We start from the raw sequence: 26,198 nt of genomic DNA, 5'->3' as shown, positions 1-26,198 counted from the left end.
GCTGTGGTTCGTGCGAACAGGAGGTCGGCCCCGTGACCAGCGTCGAGCAGATTTTCGAGGCCATCCAGGGCCTGCCGGTCCAGGAGCGGCTCCGGCTCATCGAGCGTGTGGTCCATGAGCTCGCGGATGGATCCGCGAGCGAGGGCTTGCCGCGTGAAGCCGAGGCAGCACCCTCCTTGATCGGGCTCTTCGCCGATGACCCCGGGGCCGTCGATGCCATGATGGAGGTTGTCCGGGAAAATCGTCGCTCTTCCAGGCTGCGCGATGTCGAGGAAGAGGATGAGCAGGGCTCTCCTTGACACGGACATTCTGTCCGAGATCACCAAGGGCCAGGAGCCCGGCTGTCGTGGAGCGCGCGCGCTCGTACATCGCTGCCTACGGCCGCTTCACGTTCTCCGTCGTCTCGGTCATGGAGGTCGTCGCTGGCTACTCGCAGCAGCGAGCCGGCCAGAAGACGCGGCGGTTCCTGGAAATGGCACACCGGAGCGAGGTCTTGCTGTTCGATGCGACCGCGGCCGAGCTCGCTGGTCGCATCCTGGCCGACCTGCGGATGGCCGGAACGCCGATCGGCGTACCGGATACGATGATCGCCGCGACGGCGATCCATCACGGATTGCCCCTCGTGACAGGCAACACGTCCGATTACAGCCGTGTTCAATCAGCCGGCTACCCACTGGTTCTGGAGAACTGGAGAGAGCCGGCATGATTCTGACCATCGCCTCAGGTCATGGGCTCATCCGCCACGTCACCCTACCCTCCCGAGCGCCGACGGCCGCCGGCGGGGCGGCGGCGGTATAGCGCCGGGTGGGCGGCCCCAGGAGCGCTGCCCGCGACCCGCCGCGCCGGTCAGCCGACGCCGCCGCCCATGGCCGTGCCGTCCGATCGATAACACGCGTAATAATAGCCGAGCTGCCCCGGTGTCCCCGTCTCCGTGTAGCTCGCCGTCAGGTAGTACGTCATCGCCCAGCCCCACTGGCCGAGCGAGTACGAGTAGCCGTAGGACCAGCTCCCGCTCGTCGAGTGCACGTAGAACTTCGAGACGCCGTTGAGCGGACCGGTGTACATCGTGCCGATGACCGCCTGCCCGCCGGCCGAGCTGCGGAGGGTGAGGGACTGGGCGCAGGCGGCGTTCACCGCGCCCTTCGTCTCCGCCTGCTCGGCGACGGCGGTCTGCTCGTCGACCTCCGCGTCGTCCCCCAGCTCCGTCGAGGAGTCGGCGTCGACGACGCACCCCGCCAGCGCGAACACCGAACCCAGGATTGCGAATGCGTTGAAACTTTTCATTATATGATGCCTTTGAACTCCACCGCGTGACGACCCGCACGCGGCTTCCCCAAGAAAGCGCGCCGAAGGCGCATGTCCTATCGACTCCCGGAGCCTCCTCCTGTGCTTCGCTGACTCGGGGGCTCGGGGGCGACGGACCTCCAACGACGGAATTTAACCGATCGTGAAGGCTAGTGGGAAGTCCATTTGATTCATCGTTGATGCATCGATTCATCGCGTGTGCGACGATAGGCCGCTTTCACCTCACGTCGGACGACATTGCCGTCGCGGCGCGCGGCCAGGCACGCAAGCCACCCATGCATCGTCGGCTGATCCACGCCTCGATGCGCAACGGCGAGCCATCGCGTGATGCGTCGATCGCCGTTCCTGTGCGGATCGAGGCTCAGCGTGCCGAGCTGGCCGCGTGCGACGGCCGTCGCCCCGACGTCACGGCCGGCGCGGCGCCCGCGACGAACCTGACGCGCACCGGCCTCGGCCGGAGCGGCGGCAACGACCGGGCGAGCCGCTCGTAGGCGTCGCGCCCCACGCGCCGCTCCTCGTGGACGAGCGTCGCCCAGATCTCCGCCTCGCGCGCCTCCGCGTGCTCGGCGGCGCGCGGATCGAAGCGCAGCCCGCGCTCGATGGTGCTGGCTCCGGGGATGCTGTCGTCGGGGCGGCGCGCCGCGCGATCGCGGAAGACGCCGGGGCCGAAGCGGTCGTACTGGAGGATCGTGTGTGCGGTCGACACGGCGCCGGCCCACGGATAGCTGCGCAACGTCCAGCCGCGCGACAGGTCGGAGAGCCGCGCGTCGACGTCGGAGCGCTCGGCGTCGGTCTTCCACGGCTCCCGCGGGACGAAGAACAGGCCGAGCCCGAGCTCGTCGCCCTCGAGCGCGAACACCTCGTCGATCCCGAAGCGCTCCGGGGTCTGCGCGACGAGCGAGCCGTGCGTCAGCCCGAACTCTCCGACGATGTAGACCGCGAGCGCCTCCCGCCGCGCGCGCAGGAAGTCGAGCGTCTCGACGGCCTCGGCGTGCGTCTCGGTGGGGAAGTCCGTGAAGCACATCGCCTCGGCGGCCACGCCCGCGGACGCGAGGTGGTCGATGACGTCGGAGACGACCTCGACGGGCGCGCCCTTGTCGATGAGGCCGAGGACGCGCGGCGACGCGGACTCGACGCCGAGCGCGCACGCGACGGCGCCCGCGCGGCGCAGCACGTCCGCGCGCTCCCTGGTCAGGTACTTCTCCGGCTTGAGGTCGGTGGCCCACCGCACGTCGAGGCCGGCGTCGAGGATCGCCTGCGCCATCTTCACGAGCGTCTTCGGCGCGACCGAGTCCTGCGACAGGTAGAAGTGGCGCGTGCCGTGCCGCGCGCCGAGGGCCGCGAGGTGCGCCACGATGGTCTCGACGGCGCGCTCGCGGTACGCCGCCGTGCCGACCTCCGCGAGCCCGTAATGGCAGAAGGTGCATTTTCCCCAGTAGCAGCCCCGCGTCGGGTCGTACGGGAGCACGAGCGCCGGCGCGAGGTACGCCTCCAGGGGGAGCCCATCGAAGTCGGGCGCGGGGAGCGCCTTCAGGTCCTCCATGCCGTGGCCGGACGTCCAGCGCGCGCCCATCAGGCGATCGCGCGCGACGACGTTCGGCACGTCCCGGAGCGGCCGGCCCTCGTCGAGCGCGCGCGCGAGCGCGAGGAGGGTGTGCTCGCCCTCGAACAGGCACGCCGAGTCGAACGGGCCGAGCGCGCGCGCGAGCCGCTCGCCCGACAGCCGGAGGAGCAGCTGCGTGACGCCGGGGCCGCCGCACGTGACGTGCGCGCCGGGAAGCGCCTCCTTGATCTTGCGCGCGAACGCGTACGCGGGCTGGAGCTGGCCCGGGAAGCACACGGAGAGGCCCACGATGTCGGCGCGCGCGTCGCGGAGCCGGGGCACGAGCGTCTGCTGCACCCAGGCGTCGAACGGGTCGTGCTCCGGCCGGCTCGACCGGGCGATCTCGTCCATCGACGTGAGGCCGAACGGCGTGCGGTACGCCGTGAAGTCGAGCTTGAGCGGGTGGTGGGTGGCGGACACGACGCCGAGCGCCGCGTCGAGCGTCGCGACCGCGCGGGCGTAGGCGTCCGGATCGTAGAAGGCGTCAGGGGAGCGGAGCGTGGCCTTGGCGAGGTCCACCGCCTCCGGGACGGCGTGCGCGTCGCCGCGCGCGCGGGCGAGGGCGAGGTACTCGAGCTGGTCTGTGTGCGCGAGCGAGGCGCGGCGGTCGAGCTCCCCGAGGCGCGCCTCGAGGCGGTCGCGGAGGTCGGCCATGCGCTGCGGCGTGAGGAGCGCGTCGAAGGCCTCGACGTTCGCGTCGACGGGCAGGACCTCCACGCCGTTCGCGCGGAGGAAGCCGGTCAGCATCGGCACCGCGAGGTACGGGGCTGTGGGATCGCAGGTCGGCGGATAAACGAGCGCGATGCGCATTCAGGCGCCGCTCTAGCACAGGGCGGGAGGGGTGTCCGTCCCGTGCGGCCGGCCCGGCGGCGCGGCGCAGGGCTCGGGCGCACCTGACGGCGCAACTCCGAGCTTCCGACGTAGTATCGTCTCCGACATGACGCGCGCTTCGATGTCTGCGTCCAGCCAGCGAGTCGCTGTCACCCCGCTCGGCCCATCTGTCGCTGCGACGGTCTGCTTTCGCCTTCGCGGCCGGCTCCATGTCACCGTCGTCGTGAAGGCGACGTTCGCGCTCGTCCCCGAGGGGCGCATGTCGCTCGTTGCCCCGGACCCGATCGCGGCGGAGGAGCAGCCGGATCCTTCTGGCCAGCGGCTCCAGGCCGCGAGCGATCTCGCGCCGTACCTCGATCCGTGCGGCGTCGTGGTGACCGGCCATGCAGAGCTGCCGCCGGGCTTCTCGTCGCCGCACGCCATGGTCCGGCTGACGGTCGTGCAGGACGGCCAGGTCCGCATCGACAAACAAGCTCAGCTCGACGGCTCCGCGCGCGTCGGGCCAGCCCGCTCCCACGTCCGTATCGACGGCCTGGGGCCGCTTCCCCGCACCTCGCCGCTGCGAAGCCGGCTGCTCGGCGCGGTCGACGCGCGTCGCGTTCACGGCTCGCTGCTCGACATCCCCGAGGGGCTCGACTGGAGCTACTTCCAGGCGGCGCCCATGGATCAGCGCATCCCGGCGCTGCGCGGCGACGAGTGGATCGTGCTTGGAGGCATGATCGCGCTGCGGCCGAAGCTCCGGACGCAGCTGCCCGAGGCGCGCGGCGTCGCGCGGCTGTACCGCCAGAAGCTTGCCTCGCCGCGCGCCGGGGAGCCGATCTCGCTCCGCGCCGACACGGTGCACGTCGACGTGGATCGGCGTCGCTGCTCGGTGGTGTGGCGCGGCCATACGCCCGTCGAGGAGGCGGAGATCGAGTCGCTGCGCGTGCTCGCGGGCGTGGAGCTCCCGGTGCAGCCGATCGCATGGGCCGATCCGTTCGCCGCCGGCAGCGCGTCCGCCGCGCGCGCCGCGCCCTCGGGATCGGCCTCGCAGCAAAACCCCAAGGCCAGCACGCTGGACGGCACCAACCAGCTCAGCCCCGAGGAGGCGGCCAGGGTGGTTGCGGCGGCGGCGACGCCGTTCAGCGCAACGCGAGTGCCTTCGGAGCCCGCGCGCTCGGCGACGCCGGCGGCGTCGCAGCCGGCCGTCGCCCCGCGCGTTGATGCGGCCCCTCCCGCGCGGCCCGGCGGCGTCCGCGATCTGCTCGGGGAGACGGACGCGCTCGAGCCCGAGGACGCGGCCAGGGTGGTGGCCGCCGGGGCGATGCCGTTCAGCACAATGCGAGGGCCTTCGGAGCCTGCGCGCTCAACGACGCCGGCGACGTCGCAGCCGGCGGTCGCCCCGCGCGCGGCAGCCGTCGCGCCGTCGCGGCCCGGCGGCGTCCGCGATCCGCTCGGGGAGACGACCTCGCTCGAGCCCGAGGACGCGGCCAGGGCGATCGCCTCCGCCGCGACGCCGTTCGACGCGCGTCGAGCACCGGTCGCCGCGCCTGCCGGGCCTCCGCGCCAGGCAGCGTCATCCAGCGCGCCTCCAGCGCCCCCTTCGCTTCTCTCGCCAGCGCCTCTCGTCACCGCGCAGGTCCATGCGGCGCCGCCCATCGTGCATCTGCAGCGCCTCGGCGATGCGGGCGCTTTGCCGGAGGCGCTCGGCGCTCAGTTCCTTGCCGCGATGGCCGAGGCAGGGCTGCTTCACGGGTAGCACCCCCGGGGACTGCCGACGCCGCGCCGCTCCGGCGCGCGCCCGTCGGCCGCGCCGACGCCGCGTTCGGCTGTCCCGACGCGCCTCACAGGCATCGAGCTCAGCCGTCCATTGCGGTCGAGCGGTCGCAGCATGTAGGATGACTCCGGTTGAATGCTGCCCGCGGTCTGTCCGCGCACGCGCTCTGAACAGGGGAGAGTCCATGCACTCGTTTCAGGTCGACGGACTGGGGCACGAGCTCCGTGTGACGCGGTTCGAGGGGCGCGAGGGCATCTCCGAGCTCTTCCATTTCGATGTGCTCGTCGCTTGCGCGGACAGGGACATCGCGTTCGCGGACGTCGTGGGCAAGACGGCGCTGCTCACCTGGCAGGTCGGCGAGCTGCCGCGGCACATTCACGGTGTCGTCGCGAGCTTCGAGCAAGGTGAGGAGGGCAAGCGGGTCACGGCCTATCACGCCACGATCGTGCCCGATGTCTCCCGCCTCAAGCACCGCAGGAACAGCCGAATCTTCCAGGCGCTCTCCACCCCGGAGATCATCGAGAAGGTCCTGCGCGCGGCCGGGATCTCGAGCAAGGGCTATCGCTTCGTGCTGAGCGGCGCCTATCGCCCGCGGGAGTACTGCGTGCAGTACCGGGAGAGCGACTTCGCCTTCGTGTCGCGCCTGCTCGAGGAGGAGGGCATCTGTTATTACTTCGAGCACGACGAGGGCGGCCACGTGCTCGTGTTCTCTGACGGTGCGTCGGGGCACGGGCCGATCGCGGGGGAGAGCACCGTCGTGTTCCGGCCGCCGCTCGGCGCGCTCCACCAGAGCGAGCACGTCTCCCGCTTCCGTTATGCCGAGCGGGTGCGCTCCGGGAAGGTGACGCTGCGCGACTACAACTTCAAGAAGCCCAGCCTGTCGCTCGAGAGCAACGCCCAGGCCGAGGCGGACGACGATCTCGAGGTCTACGACTATCCTGGGGACTACGACGCGCCCGGCGCGGGATCGAGCATCGCCAAGATCCGGCTCGAGCAGATCCAGACCTCACGCAAGACCGGCAGCGGCGAGAGTGTCTGCCCGCGCTTCGTTCCTGGCCAGACCTTCACGCTCGCGGAGCACGCGCGCGACGATTTCAACCGGGAGTATCTGCTGGTGTCCGTGCGCCATGAGGGCCACGAGCCCACGGTGGACGCTGTCCCCGAGGGCGACGCCGCGGCCTACCGGAACCAGTTCCAGGTCGTGCCGTCCGACGTCCCCTTCCGTCCGCAGTCGGTGACGCCTTGGCCGACGATCAAGGGGATTCAGACCGCGATCGTGGTCGGCCCTGCTGGCGAGGAGGTCTATACGGACGAGCACAGCCGCATCAAGGTCCAGTTCCACTGGGATCGCGAGGGCAAGAAGGACGCCCAGAGCTCGTGCTGGATCCGCGTGAGCCAGATCTGGGCGGGCTCTGCGTGGGGCGCGGTGTTCCTGCCGCGGATCGGCCACGAGGTGGTTGTCGACTTCCTGGAGGGCGATCCGGACCGGCCGCTCGTGGTGGGGAGCGTCTATCATGGCACCAACGTGCCGCCGTACGCGCTCCCTGCGGAGAAGACGAAGAGCACCCTCAAGTCGAACAGCTCGAAGGGCGGCGGGGGGTCCAACGAGCTCCGGTTCGAGGACAAGAAGGGCTCGGAGGAGATCTTCCTGCACGGTCAGAAGGACTGGAACATCGCGATCGAGCACGACAAGAAGCAGTGGATCGGGAACGACGAGGCGCTCGAGGTGGACCACGACCGGAGCAAGGTGGTGGGGAACGACCAGAGCGAGCAGATCGGCGGCAACAAGAGCATCGACGTCGCGAAGAGCCACACGGAGAGCATCGGCGAGGACGAGACCCTCTCGGTCGGGGGCAACCGCTCGGTCAGCGTGGAGGGGGATCACACCGAGTCGGTCGCCGGGAGCCAGTCGATCGACGTGGGCAAGAGCCAGAGCGCGTCGATCGGCAAGAACAAGAGCGAGACGGTGGGCGGTTCGAGCTCGGAGAGCGTCTCCAAGGGCAAGTCGACGAGCGTGGACGAGGGCTACACCGTGACGGTGGGCAAGGACATGACGGTGACGATCGGGAAGAGCGCAAAGGAGGAGGTGAAGGAGAAGAAGACGATGATCATCGGGGAGAAGCTCTCGATCCAGTGCGGGGACGCCACGATCACGGTCGAGAAGAACGGGAATGTGACGGTGCAGGGAAAGAAGATCACGGTGAAGGGCGACGGGCCGATCCGGGTCGAGGGGAAGAAGCTCGACGTGAAGAGCGAGGGGGCGGTGAACGTCGAGGCGTCCGGGAACGTGAAGATCAAGGGGAGCAACGTGGGGGTGAACTGAGGCGGAGCGGGGGCTCGCGGGCGCTTCGGGGATGAGGGGGAGCGGAGGAGCTGGGTGATGAGAGACGACGGGCGGGCACCGGCGGCGGAGCCGAGCGGCGAGGCGATCCTGATCGAGGAGGGGGAAGGGGAGGCTGCTGCCGCCGGCGGGGAGCTGGCGGATGAGGGCGGGGGAGAAGCGGGAGCGATCGAGGGCGCGGAGGGTCTCCTCGAGCTGGTGGTCGCGGCGCACGAGGAGCGCGTCCGGGCCGAGGCGGAGAAGGCCGGGCCGATCGAGGGCGTCGTGGTGGGGCGGATCGTGGGGTTCGCGCAGAGCGGCGAGCCGCTCGTCGAGGCGGCTGTCCTGGGAGAGGGGGCGCGCGGGGGGATTCCTGCGCGGGCGATGACGGCGCTCGGGCCGGAGGACGAGGGGCGGGAGGTGGCGCTCCTGTTCGAGGGCGGGCGGCGCGACAGGCCGGTGGTGATGGGGCGGATGCACGTGGCGGGGGAGAGCGCGAGCGCGGCGGTGCGCGACGGGGCGACGGCGACCGCGGACGGTGAGCGGCTGGTGTTCACCGCGGAGAAGGAGATCGTGCTCCAGTGCGGGAAGGCCAGCATCACGCTGACGCGCGCTGGGAAGATCTTGATTCGTGGGGCTTATCTGCTGACCCGGTCCTCCGGCGTGAACCGGATCCAGGGCGGATCGGTGCAGATCAATTGATCTCGACGATCGAGGCCGAGATCTTCGAGCAGCACGCCCAGGAGGCGGCGTTCCTGTGGTCGTACCGGGACGCCGCGGTGGTGGATCCGCTCTACGATTTGCAGAGCCTCGGTGAGCTGGACGAGCGGCTGGAGGCGCATGTCGACGGGCTGCGGCTGGCGGGTGATGCGGGGTGGGAGATCTGCAAGGGCGCCATCGACGAGGAGGAGCCGGGGAGCTTGTTTGCGCCCATGGTGCTCGCGGTGGAGCGGCGGGATCTGAGGGGCATCGCCGGGGTGCTCGACGTGGGCGGGGGCGTGCCGGCGCTGTCGCGGGCGATCGTGTCGGCGCTGGGGTGGGTGAGCTTCGATAAAGTGCGGGGGATCCTGCCGGGGCTGCTCTCGCACCGGGTCGGGCCGGAGCTGCACCGCATCGGGATCGCGGGGTGCGCGGTTCACCGGCAGGACCCGGGGGCGCCCTTGGGGTACGCGGTGATGTCGAGCGACCCGCGCCTGAAGGCGCGGGCGCTGCGCGCCGTCGGGGAGCTCGGGCGGGGGGACCTGCTGGACGAGGTGCGCGGAGCGCTGGGCAACGAGGACGAGGCGTGCCGGTTCGCGGCGGCGTGGTCGGCGGCGTTGCTCGGCGATGCGGCGGCGCTGAGGGTGCTCGGGACCATCGCGGATCGTGGAGGGCCGTTCGCCGAGCGGGCGTGTGCGATGGCGATGCGGAAGATGGATCCGGGCGTGGCGTCCACGTGGCTGCGCGCGATCGCCGGGACGATGCGGGGGGCGCGCGTGGCGCTCGCGGGGGCGGCGGCGCTCGGGGATCCAGCGCTGATGCCGTGGATCATCGAGTGCATGGGGACGCCGGAGCTCGCGCGGGCGGCGGGCGGGGCGTTCACGATGATCACCGGGGTGGATCTCGAGGAGGCGAAGCTGCGGGGGGCGCGGCCGGCGGGGTTTCGGAGCGGGCCGAGCGATGATCCGGAGGATGAGGACGTGGCGATGGATCCGGACGAGAGCTTGCCTTGGCCGGACAGGGAGAAGATCGCGACGTGGTGGGGGAGTCGAGGGAAGGAGCTGAAGCGGGGGACGCGGTACCTGCTGGGAAGGCCGGCGGCGGTGGCGTGGATCGAGGAGGTGCTGCAGAGGGGGAGCCAGCCGGCGCGGGCGGCGGCGGCGGTTGAGCTGGCGCTGCAGCGGGCGCGGCGGGGCGTGGCTGAGGTGAGGGCGCCCATGTGGTGGGCAGTGACGTCATCAAGTCATCAGTGCGCGTGAACGCCGGTCGCCTGACGCTCAGAGCGGCACGGCTGGGAATGTCGTCACCTCGAATGGACTGTATGTCGATCTCCGCGCAAGGCTGGGGCAATAGACGTACTCCTCTTTCATCTCGACCCCGGCAGCCTCAAGCAAGCTCAGCCATGACAGGCCCTCAACAAAGATTGTCGAGAGCGGACGAAAGAGCGCATCGGCCGCATAAACCGACGTGCGCTTCATCGCTCGGATCTTGTCTTTTCGTTGCTCGATGAGCGCCTCGAACGCAGCCTCGCTCGCGCCCCTGTCGCGCGAGAGCAGCCCTTGGCAGAGGTCGAGCGACGGCGATGTGCCTCCCTCGAGCGCCTCCTCGAACCGAGCGAGGATGGTAAGCAACTCGGCTCGGTTGACGCCGAGCAGGTAGCGGTGAAGGAAGTGCGCGGCGCAGAAGTCGTCCTCGTATTCGACCTCGGGTAACCACTCCGTCACCGCGAGCGCCGCGATGTCGCGCGCCAGCGGCCATGCACGCGCCGCGAGCGCCGCGTGCAGCCCTCGTGCGTTGCTCGCCTTTACAATGCGAACAGGATAGCCCGGTTGCCGTTGGTTCCGCTCCAGGAGCCACCGCCTGGTTTGCGCGCTGCGGATGAGGTGATGAAAGAACGCGTCGACCTCCGCGTCAAGCAGTAGCTCGCAAATGCCAACTGCCTGATAATGAGTACAGACGGCGTCTGCGTTGACGGCCTGCTGCTCGGCGTCGCTGGACTGAAGCGTGCCATCGATATGGAAATTGAGCATTGTCACGAGCTCATCGCTCGCAGCGGCGAGGGTCTCCATCGTCGTTCAGCTCTCCAGACCGGTGGGCGTGATTTCAGCTTTCGTAGTCGGAGATCTCCTCGATGGAGAACCCGCGGAATCCCGCCTCTAGCATCTGCTCCGCCAGGCTGCGCGCTGCAATGATAGGCCCGGGCAGGTGCTTCAGTCGGAACAGCTGCGAACCTGGCTCGATCCTCTCCTCATCGATCGTCACGTCCTCCACGTCAGACATCTGCTCTTCATCCAGCGAATTCCACTTGAATGTCGTTTGCTGCTGATCGATGCAATCGGCGTGGTAGAGCATATTGGCGATGAAGTATTTCTCGCGAGACTTGCGCCCCTTGTGGTTGACCACGTTGACAGGCAAGTACTCCACTCGCGACACGCCTTGGGTGTCGAGCCATGCTCTCAGCCGATCGTGTACGATGAGCTGCCGATCAAGGTTATGAAGCACATCGACCAGCGCAATGCGATCCGGGTACTCGTCATTCATCCGGTACTCGGCGTCCGGCGGGAAAGACCCGGTGAGCGGCACGCCCTCGAGCAGTTCGAAGCTGTCTTCGAAGTTCTTGATGTGGCGAAACCGGGCGGCGCTCCCGCTTGCATGGGGCTTTAGCCGTACGTATTTCACTTGTCTCTCCTTCGGGGCAGCTAGGCGTGACGACTAGAGCAGGCTGGGCGAGGTCGGCATATCGACCTTGGCCATGCACAGCGGCTGCCACCATCCCTTCTCCGCCCCACGATCGTACCGGTGACGAAGATTCGCTTCGATTCCCTTGTGATCACCAAACCCGGGACCTTTCCCGCGCTTCAGGAGCTTCTTCCAGAATTTGTCCTTGGCTGATGTCAATTTGTCCTTCAAATCTTCAGGCTTAAAGTGCGCCTTCTTCTTCTTCTTCTTCTTTCGGAGTGCGTTCCAGATCTCGCTGGTTAGATGCTCGTCGACATCGTCGTTGTACTGCGTATGGCCCCAGTTGACTGGGTTATGGACCGGGATGTCTCCTGGGAACGCTATCGGTATGTCCTTCTGGCTCTTGTACTTCCTGACCTTGCCCCAGCGCTGCATGGTGACCGTCTTCTCCTTGGATGCGTCAAATTTGGGCATCGTACGATCGCGCTGGAAATATAGGATGAACGCTGTGAGCTTCGGCATGCCCGCAAGCGAATACGCCGCATTGATGTCGTACTCAGTCGCGTTCAGGCACTCGATGATGAACCCGTTTGGATCATCGCTCTGCGCGCTGGAGAAGACCACGCCGGGCAGGATGTGGTGGGCATCCCAGCGGTTTCCATGGTAGCTCTCGCTCTTCTTGTCACAGTTCGTGCATGTCTGGCGGTACTCGACCGAGCTTGACTTCTCAAATACACCCTTGTGCTCCCCAGAAGGATTGTGCTTGTCGTTGCTCATGTCGTTTTCCCACCTCCGGCAGGCCGTCTCATCAGGAAGCTCCCCCTGCGACCGCTGTCCGACGATGTCCAGATCAGCACGGACTCGGGGCGTTTGCGATCTTGCGCTAGCATGAAAACCCCCGCGCAGGCGGCCATGAACCCGTAGGCTGACCGCGTGGCTCCGAACGAGGCTGCCAACGGTACGTCCGTCCGTGGTTGCACATCTCGAGATAGCCGCGCCAGGGCGCAGCCCCAATCAGAGGAGCGTGCAGGGTCGCCGTTCAGGTCGCAGAAGAACGTATTGCACGGCACTCCTGCCTGCTGCATGGAGTCGTCGATCGCGCCCGCCAGCGCGATTCCAGACGGCGGTCGCTGGGCGAACCGATGGGCAGGCTCCTCTCGGCTCGCCAGACCGACGATCGTAGCAAGCACCGGAGCGCCTCGCCGACGTGCGTACTCTTCCGTTTCGAGGAGGAGGAACGCGGCGCCTTCGCCCGGCATGAAGCCGACTGGTCTCTGCGCGGTCTTGAGTACACCCAGATCGTCGCACGCGACGAGCCAATGCGTGTCAATCAACGAGTCGATGCCACCGACGATGCATTGCTTTGCCTGCCCCGAGTCAAGCAGGTGTCGCGCGGTGCTCAGGACCGAAATCGCGCCTGTCTCGTCCTCGAAGGTCACCCGCTGCACCGCCGGGCGTTCGCGCAGATCGAGGGCGCTCAAGATCTTTGGGACGAGCTCGGCTTCGTACAAAGGTAAGAGCTCCTCGTAGGAGGGGCCGACGTCCGCATCGTCCGCATCCGAGCGCGCGTGCGATCGGCGCGCGCGCGTCTCCTGGGCACACCGCAGGTAGTACCCGCTTGGAGCATTGATCAAGACTGCGGTTCTCGAGAGTGTCGGGATACGCCCCTCACAGCGCGTGAGCAGGTTGCGAAGCGCCAGCGAGCCAAGGCGCGTCCATAGACCGAGCTCGCTGAACCCGAGCGTATAATCACCCACCGGGTGACCGACCAGCGCCACAGGCTCCGACGTGTCCGGGTCGAGGATGAACTGATCGAGCTCCGCGGGGCGCACCAGCCCCGCGCGTGCGGCAGCGCACGAGCCAAGCACGTCCAGTCCCAGGCTGGAGACCATCCCCAGCTGCGTGACCGCGAGGGAACCTCTGTCCACCATCTAGCCTCCGACCCCTAGCCCACGGGCGGTAACCCAGCGCTCTGCTCGCCTGCGCCCATCGTTCTAGCGAAATACCGGCCGGCGCGTGGAGCCTGCCTCAGATCTCCTCTTCACACGTGACGCACTCGCGCTTCGGCGCCTGACCTGGCGGCACGATGACCACCACCGGCCCCTGCATCACCGGGAACGGCGGCGTGTTCTTGTCGTTGTGAAGCATCAGGTCGAACGCCCGCGCCACGTTCTTCCCCTCGAACTTCACGTCGAACGAGAAGTTGACGAACTCCGCCTTCCCCTTGGTCTTGCTCGACACGATCCCGCCGAGCGAGCCGGCCTCGTCCCCGGTGCTCGTGCTGAAGTTCGAGTCCTTGACGCAGACCGACTCCCCGTCGCACTTCACCTTCTTCGTGCCCTTGGCCGTGTCGCCGCTCTTGGCGATGTTCGGGTAGGGGATCGGCAGAGGCGGCGCGGGTGGCGCCGGGGTCTTGCAGACGTCCGGGAATGCGATCGTGATCCCGCTGCTCTTCGCGTGGACCACCGACATCATGTTCACGCCTACCGTCACGCCCATCGCCGTCTCCTCGAGATGCCAGCGTTCACTACGGTCGAACTCCCTCCCGGGACCACCCCGAGGGGACCTGTCTCCTGACAGCGCCCAGATCTTCCTCGATCGCGATCGTGCGCACGTCGTGCGGCCCATCCCGCAGCGCGACGTGCCCGCGGTACAGCATCGTCACGCGATCGGCGTCGGTGTCCACGACCACCGTATCCAACCGCAGCTCCACCTGCGCGTCTTCCTGCCGCACGAGCCCCACCCGGCACCTCGGGGCGCTGAGCCCGGGCAGCCGGAACGAGAGCCGCCCGAACGGGGACGCGTTCTCCACGAGCACCGGCTCGTCGCCCCTCAGGTATCCCGGTATGACGAGCCCCTTGGAGGCCGCGTTGAAGAACCGCCGGTCGAAATCCTTCGGCAGGAGCGGCATCCGTTCCTTGGTCCACGCCTCATCGTAGGTCCCGGCGAGCGTGGCCCGGGGCTGCCAGTCCGGCGAGACGAACCCGAGGCCCGCCGGCGCGACAACCTGCCCGTAATGCTGCAGGGGATCGCTCGGATCCTCGATGTTCGGCAAGCGGAGGCCCTCCTCGACGGCCGCGTTCGGCGCCCGGAAGCCGATTCCCACGGGGTTCCTCGGCTCGATCGCATGCTTTGCCGGATCAGGGTGGCTCCGGTCCCAGCCACCGAAGGCGTGCTCGTAGTTGAGCGGGACTCGATCGAACGGCCGCGGTCGCGATGGGACGAGGCCTCCCGCGCCACGGACCCACGCCCGATCACCGAGGACCCGCACCGCCTTCCCGACCGGACCGACGCGGAACACGACCTGGAGCTCCGGAACGGCATGGCGCGGCGCCTGCGCATGGCCGATCAAGACCACGTCCGTCGCGGGCTTGAAGAAGGCGAACGCCGGCTCGATCTTGTAGCTCGACGTCGCGGCGTCGGCCCCCCACAGCTCCCCGGCGAGGCTCGGCGGAAGCTGCTGCTCGGCGCGCTCGACGCCGCGTACCGGGTGCAGGTCGAAGGTCGCCTGCACCAGCGCGACGAGGAGGGGGCGGCCCTCCTCGTCGGCCACGAAGAGGGGCTCGAGGGCAAACGGCGTCTTGTTGTCGACTGCAGGATGCCCCATCCGGCAAGAGGATCTCCGATCCGCCAGAACGGCGCAACAGGTGCAGCGCGGCTCTCTTTTTCCCCCGCGACTCCGCGTACCAGCCGCGGCGCGCCGCCGCGGCTGGCGCCGAACCCGTCAGGCAGGAGCGGGCCGCTTTGCAGGTCTTTCCCGCCCCGATCGGTGTACAACCGCCGTCGCCGTCTCCGAGGTGTCCGATCCGTGGTGAGACCACGTCAGCCAAGCAGGTGTCCATGCGCAAGATCGTCGTCCACGAGCCCGGCAGCCACGACAAGCTCCGCGTCGAGGAACACCCCGATCCGAGCCCTGGGCGCGGCGAGGTGCTCGTCGACGTGCGGGCGGCTGGCGTCAACTACGCCGACTGCGTCGTCCGCATGGGCCTCTACGAGTCGGCGAAAAAATACGTCGGCTGGCCGATCACGCCTGGCTTCGAGTTTGCCGGCACCGTCGCCGGGCTCGGCGAAGGCGTCTCCGATGATCTCGCGCCGGGAGCGCCCGTCTTCGGCGTAACGCGCTTCGGCGGTTACGCCTCGCGCGTCGCGGTCCCGCGCCACCAGGTCTTCCCGCTGCCGGCGCGGCTCACGCCGGAGGAGGCGGCCGGCTTCCCGGCGGTGTTCATGACGGCGTACTACGCGCTTTTCGAGCTCGTGCGGTTGCGTCCAGGCATGGCCCTTCTTGTGCACTCCGCCGCCGGCGGCGTGGGCAGCGCCCTGGTGCAGCTCGGCAAGATCGCCGGTTGCCGGGTGGTCGGCGTGGTGGGCGCGGCGCACAAGGTCGAGACCGCGAGGCGCCTCGGCGCTGACGCGGTGATCGACAAGAGCAGCGAGCCGCTCTGGGCGGCGGCGGAGCGGCTCGCGCCCGAGGGCTACGACGTGGTCCTCGACGCGAACGGGGTCGAGACGCTGCGGCAGAGCTACCGGCACGTCGCCTCGGCCGGCAAGCTCGTCGTGTACGGCTTCCACACGATGCTTCCGCGGCAGGGCGGCCGCCCGAGCTACCCGAAGCTCGCTGTCGACTTCCTCCGGATGCCGCGCTTCAACCCGCTCGATCTCTGCAACGACAACAAGAGCGTGCTGGCCTTCAACCTCTCGTATCTCTTCCACAGGACGGAGATCCTGCGCGAGGCCATGGAGCGGCTCATCGGCTGGGTGGAGGAGGGGCGCCTCTCGGCGCCGCCGGTGAAGACGTTCCCGCTGGAGAGAGCGGGCGAGGCGCACCGGGCGATCGAGTCGGGCAGCACCGTGGGCAAGCTGGTGCTGACCCTGTAGGGCGGCGGCTGCCTGGGGCGGCAAGGGGCCGCCGCTTCCGCGGGCCTCTGATAGAGCTCGCGCGGCACCTCGTGCAACCCCTTCTACGCGGCTGCCCGGCCGCCGCGTAGAAGGGGTTGCACCCCGGCAGGGAGGCGCGCCTGGTGAAGGACGAGAGTGCTGGCGCCGGCACCCACAGGCCATGAGCCCTCTCGCCCAGGCCGGCTGTGGCGCTGCTTCGTCCAGGCCGGCGCTGGAGTCGAGCGTTTCTGGAGAAGACGGATACGGTCATTCGTTCTCGGAATACTCGATTTGAGAATCGGGGGCATGACTGGACAACTACCATTGCCCTGGTAGCGTAGCGCCATCGCGACGTGCTGCGGCGTATTCCTCGCCCGCAGCCCCGAGGGGGGGAGCGCGTTTGAGCGTCATGGAAGCGCTGATTTGCCCGGGGGCCCTGCTGCTCGGCAAATACCGTGTGGAGGGCGTCCTCGGGAAGGGGGGAATGGGGGTCGTCGTGGCGGCACGCCACGTCGATCTCGACGAGCTCCGCGCGATCAAGCTCCTGCTGCCCCAGACGCTTCGAGACGCGCACGCGGAGGAGCGATTCCTCCGTGAGGCGCGCGCGGCGGTTCGCGTCAGGGGCGAGCACGCGGTGCGTGTCCACGATATCGGGCGGCTGCCGACCGGCGAGCTGTTCATGGTGCTCGAGCTCCTCTCCGGCTCGGATCTGAAGCAGATCGTGCAGGCGCGCGGCCCGCTGCCTGTCGAGGAGGCCGCGACGTATGTGCTCCAGGCCTCGACGGCGCTCGCCGAGGCGCACGCGCTCGGCATCGTCCACCGCGACATCAAGCCGGCCAACCTGTTCCTCACCCAGCGGCCCGATGGCTCACCGTGCGTGAAGGTCCTGGATTTCGGCATCTCGAAGCAGACCGCCTCGGACAACATGGAGCTCACGGCGACAGGCGCGCTGCTCGGCTCGCCGTTCTACATGTCCCCCGAGCAGATGGTGCGCACGAAGGAGGTCGACGCGCGGAGCGACATCTGGGCGATGGGGGTGTCTCTGTACGAGCTGGTCACGGGCACGTTGCCCTTCCGGGCGGATACGTTGCCCGAGCTGGTCGGCCACGTGCTCCAGGAGGTTGCCGCCCCGCCGAGCCAGCTTCGCCCAGGCTTGCCCGCGGAGCTCGACGCCATCATCGCGCGCTGTCTCCAGAAGCACCCAGAGCGTCGATACCAGCGCATCGAGGAGCTCTCATCCGCGCTGGTTGCGCTCCTCGGCGAGGCGCGGAGAGGCCTTGTCGTGCGGCCGGACGTCGCATCGCAGCCCGCGCTCGCGCCGCCGGCGAGCCCGCCGCCTGCCGCCGTGCCGGCGAGCCCACCACCGACTCCCAATCCGGCGAACCCGCCGCGGACCGTGCCAACGAGCGCGCCGCCAGCGCTCGTCGGAACGGGCTCCGCCTGGGGCCATACAGGCTTGCAGGGCCGGCCGGCGGCCAGGCACCGGCCGCATGCGCTCGCGGGCGCGGCGTTGGGCGTGGGCGCGCTTGCGGTCTGTGTTTCATGGCTCGCTCTGCGCGCCGCGCCGGACGGCGTCGAGGCGCCAGCCGCCGGCGCCTCGACGAGGCGTCCGGATGCTCCACCGGCCGGCGAGCCGGCGTTGGATTCGGGGGTCGCCGAGGTCGTGTCCTCACCAGCCGATGACCGCGCAGTGCCGTCGTCATCCTCCCCGCCGCCGGCGACGGCCGCGACGGCATCGTCCGCTGCGGCACCCACCTTGAACAGGCGCCAGGGAGGCACCTCCGCGAGCCGTCCGAGGCCGAAGCCGGCGAATCCTGCGCCAGTCCCAGGCAGACCCACCATTCCCACCCTGGAGACGCCTCAAGCCCCGGGAACGGCGAGCGACCCGCTGCCGCGGCAGCGCGAGCCTTTGAACTGACCCAACTCGAGGGAGCAGCTCATGATCAGCCCTGCGTGCCGCGCGCGATGGCCGCGCGCGTTTGTCCTTTCTCTGTGCCTGCTCGCGCCAGTCAAGGTGCGAGCGCAGCCGGTCGCTCCACAGAGCTCACCCGCCGTCCAGGCGCTCTACGATCAGGCGAACGACGAGATGGATGCGATGCGTTATGAGAGCGCATGTCCCCGGCTCGAAGAGGTGGTTCGCCTCGCGCCCGACGCGCTCGGCGCGAAGCTCACGCTCGGCGCATGTTACGAAGGCTGGGGCAAGCTCGCGAGCGCCTGGTCCCAGTATGTGCTGGTCGAGGGGGAGGCGACCAAGGTCGGGGACCTTGACCGCCAGATGAAGGCCGCCATCAAGGCAGCCGCGCTCAAGCCGAAGCTGGCGACGCTGACGATCGACGTCCCCGCGTCCGTGCGGTCCATCCCCGGGCTGACGATCACGCGCGATGGGTTGTCTGTCCGCGACGCGCAGTGGTCCGTGCCGCTTCCGCTCGACGTCGGCCGGCACGAGATCGTCGTCAGCGGGAGAGGATACAAGACGAGGAAGCAGCAGATCGAGATCGCGGCGGACGGGGACCGGGTCGCCGTGCGCGTTTCGCCGCTCGAATCGATGTCGAACGCTGAGTCCGCCCCCGTGCGGCCGTGGCAGCGCCCGGCGGCGATCGTCGCGATGGGGCTCGGTGGCGCAGGGCTCGCCGCGGGGGCGGTGCTCGGAGGGCTGGCGATCGCGAGAAACCAGGAGAGCAACGACAGCCATTGCAGCTCACCGGAGCGTTGCGACCCGGCAGGGCGCGAGCTGCGCCGGCAGGCGGTGGGTCTTGGAAACGGGTCGACGGCGGCGCTGGTCGCGGGCGGGTTGCTGACAGCGGGAGGTGTGGCGCTGTTCTTGACGGCACCATCGCACGCGCAGCGCGATGAGCGCGCACGAACGAGGGCGGTCCCGTGGCGCGCCGAGATAGCGCTGCTTCCGGGCGGTGTGGCGGTTCAGGGGGGGTGGTGATGGGAGCGACGCGAAGAGGGATGGCGGGCGCGACCGTGGCATTCGTCGCGGTGGCGAGCTGCAATCAAGTGGCTGGCATCCGCCTTCCGGCCGATGGTGGTTGTCTAACCGTCGCCGAGTGCAAGGCCGACGAGCCGGCGTGCCGCACCGCGACGTGCCAGGAGGGCGTCTGCGTCTTCGAGGATGCCGCCGAGGGCAAACCGCTGCCCGAGCAGACCGCTGGCGACTGCGCGCAGCTCGTGTGCGATGGCGCCGGCTCCGCCAAGCAGGTGCCGCTGCCTGCGGATACTCCTGACGACCGGGATATTTGCACGATCGATGCGTGCGACGGGACGACGCCCACGCATACCCTGAGCGAGTTGGTGCCTTGCTACATGGGTCCTGCCTGGACGGCGGGCGTCGGGCTATGCCACGCGGGACTCCAGCGGTGTGATGAGCAGGGTAATCCGTTGGGCAGCTGCGAAGGACAGGTTACGCCGCAGACGGAGGTATGCGACAGCGGCAGTGGCGACGAGGATTGCGACGGCGCCACGAACGAGGATGGCGAAAATTGCGTGTGCGGCGACGGATGGGTATCCACGGGAGAGGAGTGTGACGACGGCGGTACCATCGATGGGGACGGATGCGCGGAGAGCTGCGTCAAGGAGAGAGTTGTCAAGATCGCTGCAGGTCAATACCATGCATGTGCGATCTTGAATACCGGAACAATTAAGTGCTGGGGACGCAATAGTGATGGCCAACTCGGCCTTGGCGATGACGTGAACCGTGGCGAGCTGCCTGATCAGATGGGCAACGCATTGCCCGTGACGGATCTCGGCACGGACGCAAGAGTCGAATCGCTCGCCTTAGGCTGCTCGCATTCCTGCGCACGGCTGACCAACGGCGCCGTAAAGTGCTGGGGACGCAATAGCGATGGCCAGCTCGGCCTCGGTTCGGTCCCATCGCGCGGCGCTGAGGCGAACCAGATGGGCGATCACCTTGAGGTGGTGAATCTGGGCGGAGTAGCGACTGCGATGGCCGCGGGATCTGACCACACGTGTGCTCTTGTGAATGGCTATGTGACTCGATGCTGGGGATCTAACTTTTTTGGGCAACTCGGGCTCGGCGATACAGAAGATCGGAGGACGGCCTACGGCTACTCCGTGAACCTGGGCGGTGGCAACGTGGCCCTCTCGTTCGCATTAGGAGAAAAACACAGCTGTGTGCGGCTCAATGGCGGCGCCGTCAAATGTTGGGGGGCTAACCTCTTCGGTGTGCTCGGGCTCGGTGATACAGCGCCCCGTGGCGCATCGGAGAATGAGATGGTTGAAAGCCTTCCTGTTGTTGATCTGGGGAGTAAGCCGATCTTGTCGCTTTCAGCCGGTCCCTTCCATGTCTGCGCGCTGCTTGTCGGCGGTGGCGTCAAGTGCTGGGGATATAACGCCTATGGCCAGCTTGGTATAGGTGACACGATCCATCGCGGCACCGCTACAGACCACATGGGCGACAACCTCAACGAGGTGGACGTGGGCGAGGCCGTTACAGCGCTGGCCGCGGGCCGGGATCACACCTGCGCGCTGCTCGCCAGCGGCCGCGTCAAATGCTGGGGGGGCAACGAGTTCGGCCAACTCGGCCTGGGTGACATGAGGAGCCGCGGTGGCGCCCCAGGCGAGATGGGCGACGCGCTACCTCCGGTCGACCTCGGCGAGGGAGCGACGGTGGAGGCCATCACCGCTGGCGTGTCTCATACCTGCGCGCTGCTGACCGACGGCCGCGTCAAGTGCTGGGGGCAAAACGGCTCCGGCCAGCTCGGCCTAGGCGATGCGCTACCCCGCGGGCACGATCCCGGCACGATGGGCGACGCTCTCCCTGCGGTCGCGCTCTTCAAGAGCCCCTGACCCGTCCACAGTCCACGGCTCGCCAGCGGCGCGCCCGGCGATCCGGACCCGCCCCGCAGGAGTACCGCGCTGGCTTCGCCAACAGCGTGTGTTCGGAGCCCTCCGCGCGTCTCGTCCCGCTCTCATTCGGGGCTGGGTGATGAATCCCATCGAGTGCATGAAAGCGTCTTCCTGATGCTCGCTGCCGCCGTCCTTGTCGGCTGCGGATGGCCGCAGCCCCTGGGGACGGCAGCGGAGCGCGCTGTGGCAGGCGGGCCGGGCGGTACCAGCGAGCCGAGCCCGGCTGAAGAGATCTGGATTCACTCGGCGAGCGGCGGCCGCGACCGGTCCAGAGCCTCGCCATCTGGCGCGACCTCGACGGCTGCTCCGATGTCTCGCTCCGTACCCATGCGCCTGGCGATACCTCGTGCACGGCGTGATCGATCTGCGCTGACGAGGTCGAGGTCGAGCACTGCGCGGTCGAGGGGGCGGGCACACCTGGCCCGGCGGAGGGGATCTGCCGCCGGTGTTCGGGTCGAAGAGCGAGACGTTCCACACGAGCGAACAGCTGCTCGATTTCTTCAACGATCTTCGCTCCGTCGAGCGGATTGCCTCCGGCAGCGACCTCCACGGTAGCCTTCCCGAGGCTGTCGAGAGGCTCCGGGGAGAGTTAAAGCTCTGGGCGGAGGCTGTCGAGAGGCTCCGGGGAGAGCTGAAGCTCTGGGCGGAGGCTGTCGAGAGGCTCCGGGGAGAGCCGAAACTCTGGGCGGAGGCTGTCGAGAGCCCTGCCGCCATCGTTCTCGTCTCGACGGATCTGCACACAAGCAGGGCCCATGCCCGACAGCGCCGCAAAGAAATCGACCGACCCTCGTCGATTTTCGTGACCCGCTCGGGGTCGCGCTCCCGATTGATCTCTTCGACGGGGCAGAAGGACGCCGCGCGGCGATTCCCCTTCGCGCGACGCGCTCCGTCCGGTTGGCCCTGGTCCATCGTCCGCTCGCGCTGCGTGCGCGGCGAGGCGCTGGCTCGGGTCGACCGCGACCAACAGAGCCTCCCTTTCACGGGAGACCCCAGGAGGAGAGACATGCCTGCTGTGACCAAGTCGAAGAAGCGCTCCCTGACCACCGCCTCACGGGAGCCGTCGTATGACCCGCCCATCTATTACCCTGCGGCTGGCAAGAAGGCGCTCGAGGCGCTCGCCCCGGAGCTCGACCGCCTCGCCGAGGCCGAGCTCACCACCGTGAGGATGGATGTTGAGGCGGCCACGTATGCGGCCCTCGGCGTCGTCGGGTTCGTGTCCTCGCCCGACGTGCGCGCGCGCTTCGCGCGGCTGCCCCGGGAGGAGTTCGATGTCACGCACGTCGACGAGCTGGAGCTCGCGTGTTTCGCCGCGCTGCACGCGCTCGCGGAGGCCCGCGCAGCCGGCGCGCTCGAGACGGAGGCGCGGCTGCCGGTCGCGCTGGTCACCGAGGCGCTGGAGGTCGAGGCGCGCATGCAGGCGCTGTGCGAGTACCAGCTCGCGGACGACGCTGCGATCAAGCCGGAGCTCGACCGGCTGCGGCCGGGCACCGGGCACCGCGACCTCGCGAACGATCTGCTCGGCTACGCGCGGATCTACGAGCTGCGCGCCGACGTCGTGAAGGCGGACCCGAAGCACTACCGGGCTGACGACGCGGCGCGCGCGCGGGAGCTGGCCGGGGCGATGATCCAGAAGCTCTCGGCGGCGATGACGCCGAGGGCCCGGCAGGCCTTCGACCGGTACGTGCGGGTCTGGACGCTGCTCTGCCTGCGCTACGAGGAGGTGCGGGCGGCAGCGCTGTGGCTGTGGCGGAAGAGCTCGCGCATCCAGGAGCGGTTCCCGTCGCTGTTCGCGGTGGGCAGGCCCAACTCGGGCCGGACGAGGAAGGAGTCGCCGAAGGGAGGCGAGGGGAACGGGCACGGCGATGGCGGCGGCGGTGGTGGGAGCGGCAGCGGGGAGGAGCCGGGGGCAACGCCTGTCGTCCCGGAGCTCGTGACGGAGAGCCCTGGCTGAGCTGGTGCCGAGGCGCCGCGCTGCACGCTCCCGGTCCGCGTGCAGCGCGGCGGCGAAGCGCCCCCGGGCTTCCGCCGAACCGCCGAAGGACGCCCAGGCCTTCACAGGACAGGCTTCACCGGCTGGTGCTACGGGCGTACCTTTCCGCTTGCCCGTGGCGCCTGACGCGGCGGGCAGCCCCGGATGCCGCTGCTCTCCGGCCAGGCGAAGCTCGAACTGCAGGAATCTCCGCATGATCACGTCCGTTCGACTCCAGGAATTCAAGGGCCATCGGGACAGCACCGTCGCGCTCGGCCGGCTCACTGTGCTGGTCGGTCCGAACGGGTCCGGGAAGACGAGCGTGCTCGAGGCGCTCGCGCTTCAGAGCCGCCTCGTCGGTTACGCGCCCCAGAACGTGTTGATGGGTGACTGGTCGCCCGGGGATCTGCTGCGCCGGGGGGCCAGAGGGGGGGCGATCGAGCTGACTTCACGGGGCAGACGGGAGGACGGGGCCTGGCACTTCCGGACCGTGCTCTCGGGAGCGTCGGTGCTCGTCGACTGGAAACGGAGCGGCGATGCGCGGCAGTTCACCGCTGAAGGCCACCGCCCCCTCCGCGGTCAGGTGGCGCGGCTGGACGAAGTCGTCGCACCCGCGACCCTCTACAAGCTCAATGCGGAGCGCATCGCCGCCGCAGCGTACAGCGATGATCTCGCGCCCAACGTCGACTATGACGGGACCAACACCGCTGTTGCGCTCGCCGCGATCAAGCTCGGCTACGACGAAGCGTTCGATCGTATCGAAGAGTCACTTCGCCGAATCATTCCGAACGTGGAGCGGGTCCGCATCCGGCAGGCCAGGGTCGGACGCCCGAATCCAGAGCTGCCTCACAAGGCCGAGATCGTCGTCGGGAGCAAGGTGTACTTCGATTTTCGTGGCGCCCCTTCCGTCCCCGCGCACGCGGCGAGCGAGGGGACCCTCATCACACTGGCGCTCCTGACCGTGCTCCACGGCCCGAACCGCCCGAACGTCCTGCTCCTGGATGACTTCGCCGAGTCGCTCCACCCGCAGGCGCAGATGGAGCTGGTGCGGCTGGTCAGACGCCTGCTCGAGGAGTTCAACGATCTCCAGATCGTCGCCACGACGCACTCGCCCTACATCCTCGACGAGCTCGACCCCTCCGAGATCTACGCCTTCGCGCTCCGCGACGACGGCACCGTGGCCCTCAAGCGCCTGTCCGAGCACCCGCAGGCGAAGGACGTGAAAGGCACGCTCTCGGCGGGACAGCTCTGGAGCATGGATCCAGAGCGAGACTGGGTGCTCGCCGAGAGCACGCCGTGAAGCTCCTGGTCTTCTGTGAGGCCCACGCCGACTTCCTGACAGCGAGCGCTCTCGTGGACCGCGTGCTTCACGACGAGGGGCCCGACTGGGTGAGCGACCTCCTGCGTTCGCACCCGGAGTCCATCCGTGAATGGGCGAGCGACGGGTACGGCAAGGAGTTCTTCGACATCCACAAGCTCGAGGCGTACAGGCGAGACCTCGGCAACGTGCGCTTCATGCCGGGGCATTTCGACGGAAAGCCAGGGGCGGTGGGTGCCCAGACCGCGAGGAACGCGTTCGCGATCGCGCGCGAGGTAGGGAAGCGGGATCCGTCGACCCGCCTGGAAGCGGTCTTCATCGTCTGGGATATGGATGATCAGGGGGAGATCCGCCGGACAGGGCTTGCTCAAGCCCGGACCGAGACCTCGCGGTGGGCGTCGTTTCAAATCGTCCTCGGCTGCCCCGATCCGATGCGCGAGGCCTGGGTGCTCGCGGGGTTCGAGCCCGAGTCGGACCAAGAGCGCGCTCGCCTCGGCGAGCTTCGACGCGAGCTCGGCTTCTCCCCCTGCGACGAGGCGCACCAGCTCGACGCGAAAGACGAGCAGGCGAAGCGGAACCCGAAGAGGGTGCTCCGCCGGCTCACGGGCGACGATCGCGAGCGCGAGGCGCGCTGCTTGACCGAGGCGCCGCTCGAGCGGTTGCGGGAGCGGGGCGTCGCCTCTGGGCTGCGCGCGTTTCTCGAGGAGGTGAAGGCGCGCGTCGTGCCGCTGTGCCAGGGGTCTCCTGCGAGCTCTCGGTATGCTCGACCGCAAGAATAGCGGCAGCGGGGAGACGCTCCGCCTGGCGGTCTACCCCGAGGTCGCGCCAGCCAGCCCCACCCGATCCGGCGCGGCGGCGCCGCCCTGCGCGCGCTCCCGGTCCGCTCGCAGCGCGCCGGCGAACCGCTTCTGGGCCTCCGCGCTGCGCCGCTTCGCGGTCCGATCCGAGCAGCCGAGCGCCGCGCCGATCGCCTGCCAGGTCCGCTCCTCGACGTGGCGGAGCACGAGGACGCGCCGCTCCTCGTCCGGGAGCCGCGACAGGGCGGCCTCCACCGCGCGGATGGCGCGGTCGTACGTGGCGCGGAGCCGCTCGCCCTCCTCGCCCTGCGCTGTCAGCGCGCGGCCGACGAGGCCGAGCACCGCGGCGGCCGCGACCTGGTCGGCCATCCCGTCGGCCTGCGCGGTCGTCTCGGCGTCGCCGTCGGCGAGCACGTCGCTCGTGTCCTGCACCGCCTCGGCGGCGTCGTAGCCGTCCTCGCGGGCGGCGCGCCAGTGCTTCGACTCCTGCTGCAGCGCGTCCGACAGCGCGCCGTCGACGCGCCGCCATGCGTAGACCTGGAAGGGGACGCCGCGGGCGGGATCGTAGCCGAGCGCGGCTTCGTGGAGCGCCTGGACCGCGGCGGAGCGGAGATCGTCGGCCACGTAGTGCGCGCGCGTCCGCCGGAGGAAGTGGCCGCAGAGCTTCTCGACGAGCGGTACGGCCTCCGCGACGAGCGCCTGCTGGTCGGGGCGGAGGGGCCTCCGCGGCCGGTCGCCGAGGCTCATCGGGCGCCGCCCTGCCCTCGGCCCTTCGCAGCGCCCGCCTTCGCGGCGAGCCGCTGCGCGGCCTCGGCCAGCGCCGCGGGCTCGCGCCGATCGACCTCGCCGCTCGCGGCGGGGGGCGTGCGCGGGCGGAGCCGGTCGACGAGCGGGGCCGCCACGGGATGCGTCGCGAGGAAGCGCGCGGTCAGCGCGCGCAGCGCCTCGAGATCCTCGGCGGGCAGGAGATCGGCGTACGGCGCGACGGCATGGGAGACGCGGGCCTCGAGGGTCGGATCGCCGTCATCGGGGTCGGGGCGGGGGTTCGACATCGGGCTCCGGGGGGGCGCGCTGCCCGCTGGCGCTGCATGCGCTCGGCGCGCTTCGCGCGATGGACACCCGACGCTACCTTTCCCGGGGAGGGTCAACAAGGGCAGAGAAGCGAGGCGGGCCG

At 69.1% G+C, this 26,198-nt stretch carries 23 protein-coding genes; 13 read left to right on the top strand and 10 right to left on the bottom strand.

The window, feature by feature from the left end; all coding sequences use genetic code 11:
* Positions 1 to 32: 32 nt before the first annotated feature.
* Entirely contained in the window at positions 33 to 299 is a 267-nt protein-coding gene (locus WME82_RS27495; protein ID WP_438037715.1) for a hypothetical protein, read from the top strand.
* A gap of 47 nt (positions 300 to 346) precedes the next feature.
* The gene (locus tag WME82_RS27490) at positions 347 to 706 is read left to right on the top strand and encodes a PIN domain-containing protein (RefSeq protein ID WP_438037714.1); all 360 of its coding nucleotides are present in this window, start codon (positions 347 to 349) and stop codon (positions 704 to 706) included.
* 140 nt (positions 707 to 846) lie between these two features.
* Here the strand turns inward: WME82_RS27490 and WME82_RS27485 are convergent, their stop codons facing one another.
* Positions 847 to 1,284, bottom strand: a complete 438-nt coding sequence (locus WME82_RS27485; protein ID WP_438037713.1) for a hypothetical protein — start codon at positions 1,282 to 1,284, stop codon at positions 847 to 849.
* Positions 1,285 to 1,666: 382 nt separating this feature from the next.
* Positions 1,667 to 3,718 carry a B12-binding domain-containing radical SAM protein gene (locus tag WME82_RS27480; RefSeq protein ID WP_438037712.1) on the bottom strand — a complete coding sequence of 684 codons (2,052 nt, stop codon included), beginning with the start codon at positions 3,716 to 3,718 and terminating at the stop codon, positions 1,667 to 1,669.
* A gap of 127 nt (positions 3,719 to 3,845) precedes the next feature.
* Here WME82_RS27480 and WME82_RS27475 point away from each other — a divergent pair, with 127 nt between their 5' ends.
* From WME82_RS27475 to WME82_RS27460, 4 genes are all read left to right on the top strand, one after another.
* Complete coding sequence (locus WME82_RS27475) at positions 3,846 to 5,477, top strand: DUF2169 domain-containing protein (protein WP_438044939.1); 1,632 nt, start codon at positions 3,846 to 3,848, stop codon at positions 5,475 to 5,477.
* A gap of 202 nt (positions 5,478 to 5,679) precedes the next feature.
* A complete protein-coding gene (locus WME82_RS27470) occupies positions 5,680 to 7,818 on the top strand; it encodes a type VI secretion system Vgr family protein (RefSeq protein WP_438037711.1) in 2,139 nt (712 codons plus the stop codon).
* A 216-nt stretch (positions 7,819 to 8,034) separates the two neighbouring features.
* Positions 8,035 to 8,517, top strand: coding sequence for a DUF6484 domain-containing protein (locus WME82_RS27465; RefSeq protein WP_437873897.1), 483 nt, complete (start codon positions 8,035 to 8,037; stop codon positions 8,515 to 8,517).
* A complete protein-coding gene (locus WME82_RS27460) occupies positions 8,514 to 9,773 on the top strand; it encodes a TIGR02270 family protein (RefSeq protein WP_438037710.1) in 1,260 nt (419 codons plus the stop codon). Before WME82_RS27465 ends, WME82_RS27460 begins: the two co-directional genes overlap by 4 nt.
* Positions 9,774 to 9,791: 18 nt before the next feature.
* Here WME82_RS27460 and WME82_RS27455 read toward each other — a convergent pair whose 3' ends face one another.
* The 6 genes from WME82_RS27455 to WME82_RS27430 all read right to left on the bottom strand — a co-directional run bounded on the left by WME82_RS27455 (position 9,792) and on the right by WME82_RS27430 (position 14,800).
* On the bottom strand, positions 9,792 to 10,583 hold the full coding sequence (locus tag WME82_RS27455; protein WP_438037709.1) for a hypothetical protein: 792 nt from the start codon (positions 10,581 to 10,583) through the stop codon (positions 9,792 to 9,794).
* Positions 10,584 to 10,617: 34 nt separating this feature from the next.
* Positions 10,618 to 11,193: an imm11 family protein gene (locus WME82_RS27450; RefSeq protein WP_438037708.1), complete on the bottom strand. Its 576-nt coding sequence runs from the start codon at positions 11,191 to 11,193 to the stop codon at positions 10,618 to 10,620.
* Positions 11,194 to 11,226: 33 nt separating this feature from the next.
* On the bottom strand, positions 11,227 to 11,970 hold the full coding sequence (locus tag WME82_RS27445; RefSeq protein WP_438037707.1) for a hypothetical protein: 744 nt from the start codon (positions 11,968 to 11,970) through the stop codon (positions 11,227 to 11,229).
* Positions 11,967 to 13,085, bottom strand: coding sequence for a beta-ketoacyl synthase N-terminal-like domain-containing protein (locus tag WME82_RS27440; protein WP_438037706.1), 1,119 nt, complete (start codon positions 13,083 to 13,085; stop codon positions 11,967 to 11,969). Before WME82_RS27440 ends, WME82_RS27445 begins: the two co-directional genes overlap by 4 nt.
* Positions 13,086 to 13,221: 136 nt before the next feature.
* The gene (locus WME82_RS27435) at positions 13,222 to 13,692 is read right to left on the bottom strand and encodes a DUF4150 domain-containing protein (RefSeq protein WP_438037705.1); all 471 of its coding nucleotides are present in this window, start codon (positions 13,690 to 13,692) and stop codon (positions 13,222 to 13,224) included.
* Between the two features lie 28 nt (positions 13,693 to 13,720).
* Entirely contained in the window at positions 13,721 to 14,800 is a 1,080-nt protein-coding gene (locus tag WME82_RS27430) for a DUF2169 family type VI secretion system accessory protein (RefSeq protein ID WP_438037704.1), read from the bottom strand.
* A 233-nt stretch (positions 14,801 to 15,033) separates the two neighbouring features.
* Between WME82_RS27430 and WME82_RS27425 the strand changes: the two genes are divergently transcribed.
* The 7 genes from WME82_RS27425 (at position 15,034) to WME82_RS27395 (ending at position 25,006) form a co-directional block, all read left to right on the top strand.
* Positions 15,034 to 16,068, top strand: a complete 1,035-nt coding sequence (locus WME82_RS27425) for a synaptic vesicle VAT-1 family membrane protein (protein WP_438037703.1) — start codon at positions 15,034 to 15,036, stop codon at positions 16,066 to 16,068.
* Between the two features lie 409 nt (positions 16,069 to 16,477).
* Positions 16,478 to 17,986: a serine/threonine-protein kinase gene (locus tag WME82_RS27420; protein WP_438037702.1), complete on the top strand. Its 1,509-nt coding sequence runs from the start codon at positions 16,478 to 16,480 to the stop codon at positions 17,984 to 17,986.
* A 21-nt stretch (positions 17,987 to 18,007) separates the two neighbouring features.
* On the top strand, positions 18,008 to 19,003 hold the full coding sequence (locus WME82_RS27415; protein WP_438037701.1) for a hypothetical protein: 996 nt from the start codon (positions 18,008 to 18,010) through the stop codon (positions 19,001 to 19,003).
* A 20-nt stretch (positions 19,004 to 19,023) separates the two neighbouring features.
* The gene (locus WME82_RS27410) at positions 19,024 to 20,880 is read left to right on the top strand and encodes an RCC1 domain-containing protein (RefSeq protein WP_438037700.1); all 1,857 of its coding nucleotides are present in this window, start codon (positions 19,024 to 19,026) and stop codon (positions 20,878 to 20,880) included.
* 1,063 nt (positions 20,881 to 21,943) lie between these two features.
* Positions 21,944 to 22,891, top strand: coding sequence for a hypothetical protein (locus WME82_RS27405; protein ID WP_438037699.1), 948 nt, complete (start codon positions 21,944 to 21,946; stop codon positions 22,889 to 22,891).
* Positions 22,892 to 23,123: 232 nt separating this feature from the next.
* Complete coding sequence (locus tag WME82_RS27400; protein WP_438037698.1) at positions 23,124 to 24,209, top strand: AAA family ATPase; 1,086 nt, start codon at positions 23,124 to 23,126, stop codon at positions 24,207 to 24,209.
* Positions 24,206 to 25,006, top strand: a complete 801-nt coding sequence (locus WME82_RS27395; protein WP_438037697.1) for a hypothetical protein — start codon at positions 24,206 to 24,208, stop codon at positions 25,004 to 25,006. The genes WME82_RS27400 and WME82_RS27395 overlap by 4 nt, the downstream gene beginning before the upstream one ends.
* 30 nt (positions 25,007 to 25,036) lie before the next feature.
* On the opposite strand, the gene WME82_RS27390 is transcribed toward WME82_RS27395, so the two are convergent.
* Together WME82_RS27390 and WME82_RS27385 are read right to left on the bottom strand one after the other, a co-directional pair.
* Positions 25,037 to 25,771 carry a sigma-70 family RNA polymerase sigma factor gene (locus WME82_RS27390; RefSeq protein ID WP_438037696.1) on the bottom strand — a complete coding sequence of 245 codons (735 nt, stop codon included), beginning with the start codon at positions 25,769 to 25,771 and terminating at the stop codon, positions 25,037 to 25,039.
* Positions 25,768 to 26,076: a hypothetical protein gene (locus tag WME82_RS27385; RefSeq protein ID WP_438037695.1), complete on the bottom strand. Its 309-nt coding sequence runs from the start codon at positions 26,074 to 26,076 to the stop codon at positions 25,768 to 25,770. Before WME82_RS27385 ends, WME82_RS27390 begins: the two co-directional genes overlap by 4 nt.
* Between the last annotated feature and the right edge of the window lie 122 nt (positions 26,077 to 26,198).

The organism is Sorangium sp. So ce128, assembly GCF_051525245.1.
Classification (GTDB): domain Bacteria; phylum Myxococcota_A; class Polyangia; order Polyangiales; family Polyangiaceae; genus Sorangium; species Sorangium cellulosum_B.
Note: the sequence above shows the minus strand (reverse complement) of the source record. Positions and strands in the feature narration are given on the sequence as shown.

Coding starts and splice junctions, on each gene's coding strand:
- WME82_RS27470 (WP_438037711.1), top strand. CDS start 5,680: ATGCACTCGTTTCAGGTCGACGGACTGGGGCACGAGCTCCGTGTGACG.
- WME82_RS27445 (WP_438037707.1), bottom strand. CDS start 11,970: ATGAGCAACGACAAGCACAATCCTTCTGGGGAGCACAAGGGTGTATTT.
- WME82_RS27440 (WP_438037706.1), bottom strand. CDS start 13,085: ATGGTCTCCAGCCTGGGACTGGACGTGCTTGGCTCGTGCGCTGCCGCA.
- WME82_RS27385 (WP_438037695.1), bottom strand. CDS start 26,076: ATGTCGAACCCCCGCCCCGACCCCGATGACGGCGATCCGACCCTCGAG.
- WME82_RS27405 (WP_438037699.1), top strand. CDS start 21,944: ATGCCTGCTGTGACCAAGTCGAAGAAGCGCTCCCTGACCACCGCCTCA.
- WME82_RS27420 (WP_438037702.1), top strand. CDS start 16,478: ATGGAAGCGCTGATTTGCCCGGGGGCCCTGCTGCTCGGCAAATACCGT.
- WME82_RS27400 (WP_438037698.1), top strand. CDS start 23,124: ATGATCACGTCCGTTCGACTCCAGGAATTCAAGGGCCATCGGGACAGC.
- WME82_RS27430 (WP_438037704.1), bottom strand. CDS start 14,800: ATGGGGCATCCTGCAGTCGACAACAAGACGCCGTTTGCCCTCGAGCCC.
- WME82_RS27415 (WP_438037701.1), top strand. CDS start 18,008: ATGATCAGCCCTGCGTGCCGCGCGCGATGGCCGCGCGCGTTTGTCCTT.
- WME82_RS27425 (WP_438037703.1), top strand. CDS start 15,034: ATGCGCAAGATCGTCGTCCACGAGCCCGGCAGCCACGACAAGCTCCGC.
- WME82_RS27475 (WP_438044939.1), top strand. CDS start 3,846: ATGACGCGCGCTTCGATGTCTGCGTCCAGCCAGCGAGTCGCTGTCACC.
- WME82_RS27455 (WP_438037709.1), bottom strand. CDS start 10,583: ATGGAGACCCTCGCCGCTGCGAGCGATGAGCTCGTGACAATGCTCAAT.
- WME82_RS27480 (WP_438037712.1), bottom strand. CDS start 3,718: ATGCGCATCGCGCTCGTTTATCCGCCGACCTGCGATCCCACAGCCCCG.
- WME82_RS27435 (WP_438037705.1), bottom strand. CDS start 13,692: ATGGGCGTGACGGTAGGCGTGAACATGATGTCGGTGGTCCACGCGAAG.
- WME82_RS27485 (WP_438037713.1), bottom strand. CDS start 1,284: ATGAAAAGTTTCAACGCATTCGCAATCCTGGGTTCGGTGTTCGCGCTG.
- WME82_RS27390 (WP_438037696.1), bottom strand. CDS start 25,771: ATGAGCCTCGGCGACCGGCCGCGGAGGCCCCTCCGCCCCGACCAGCAG.
- WME82_RS27410 (WP_438037700.1), top strand. CDS start 19,024: ATGGCGGGCGCGACCGTGGCATTCGTCGCGGTGGCGAGCTGCAATCAA.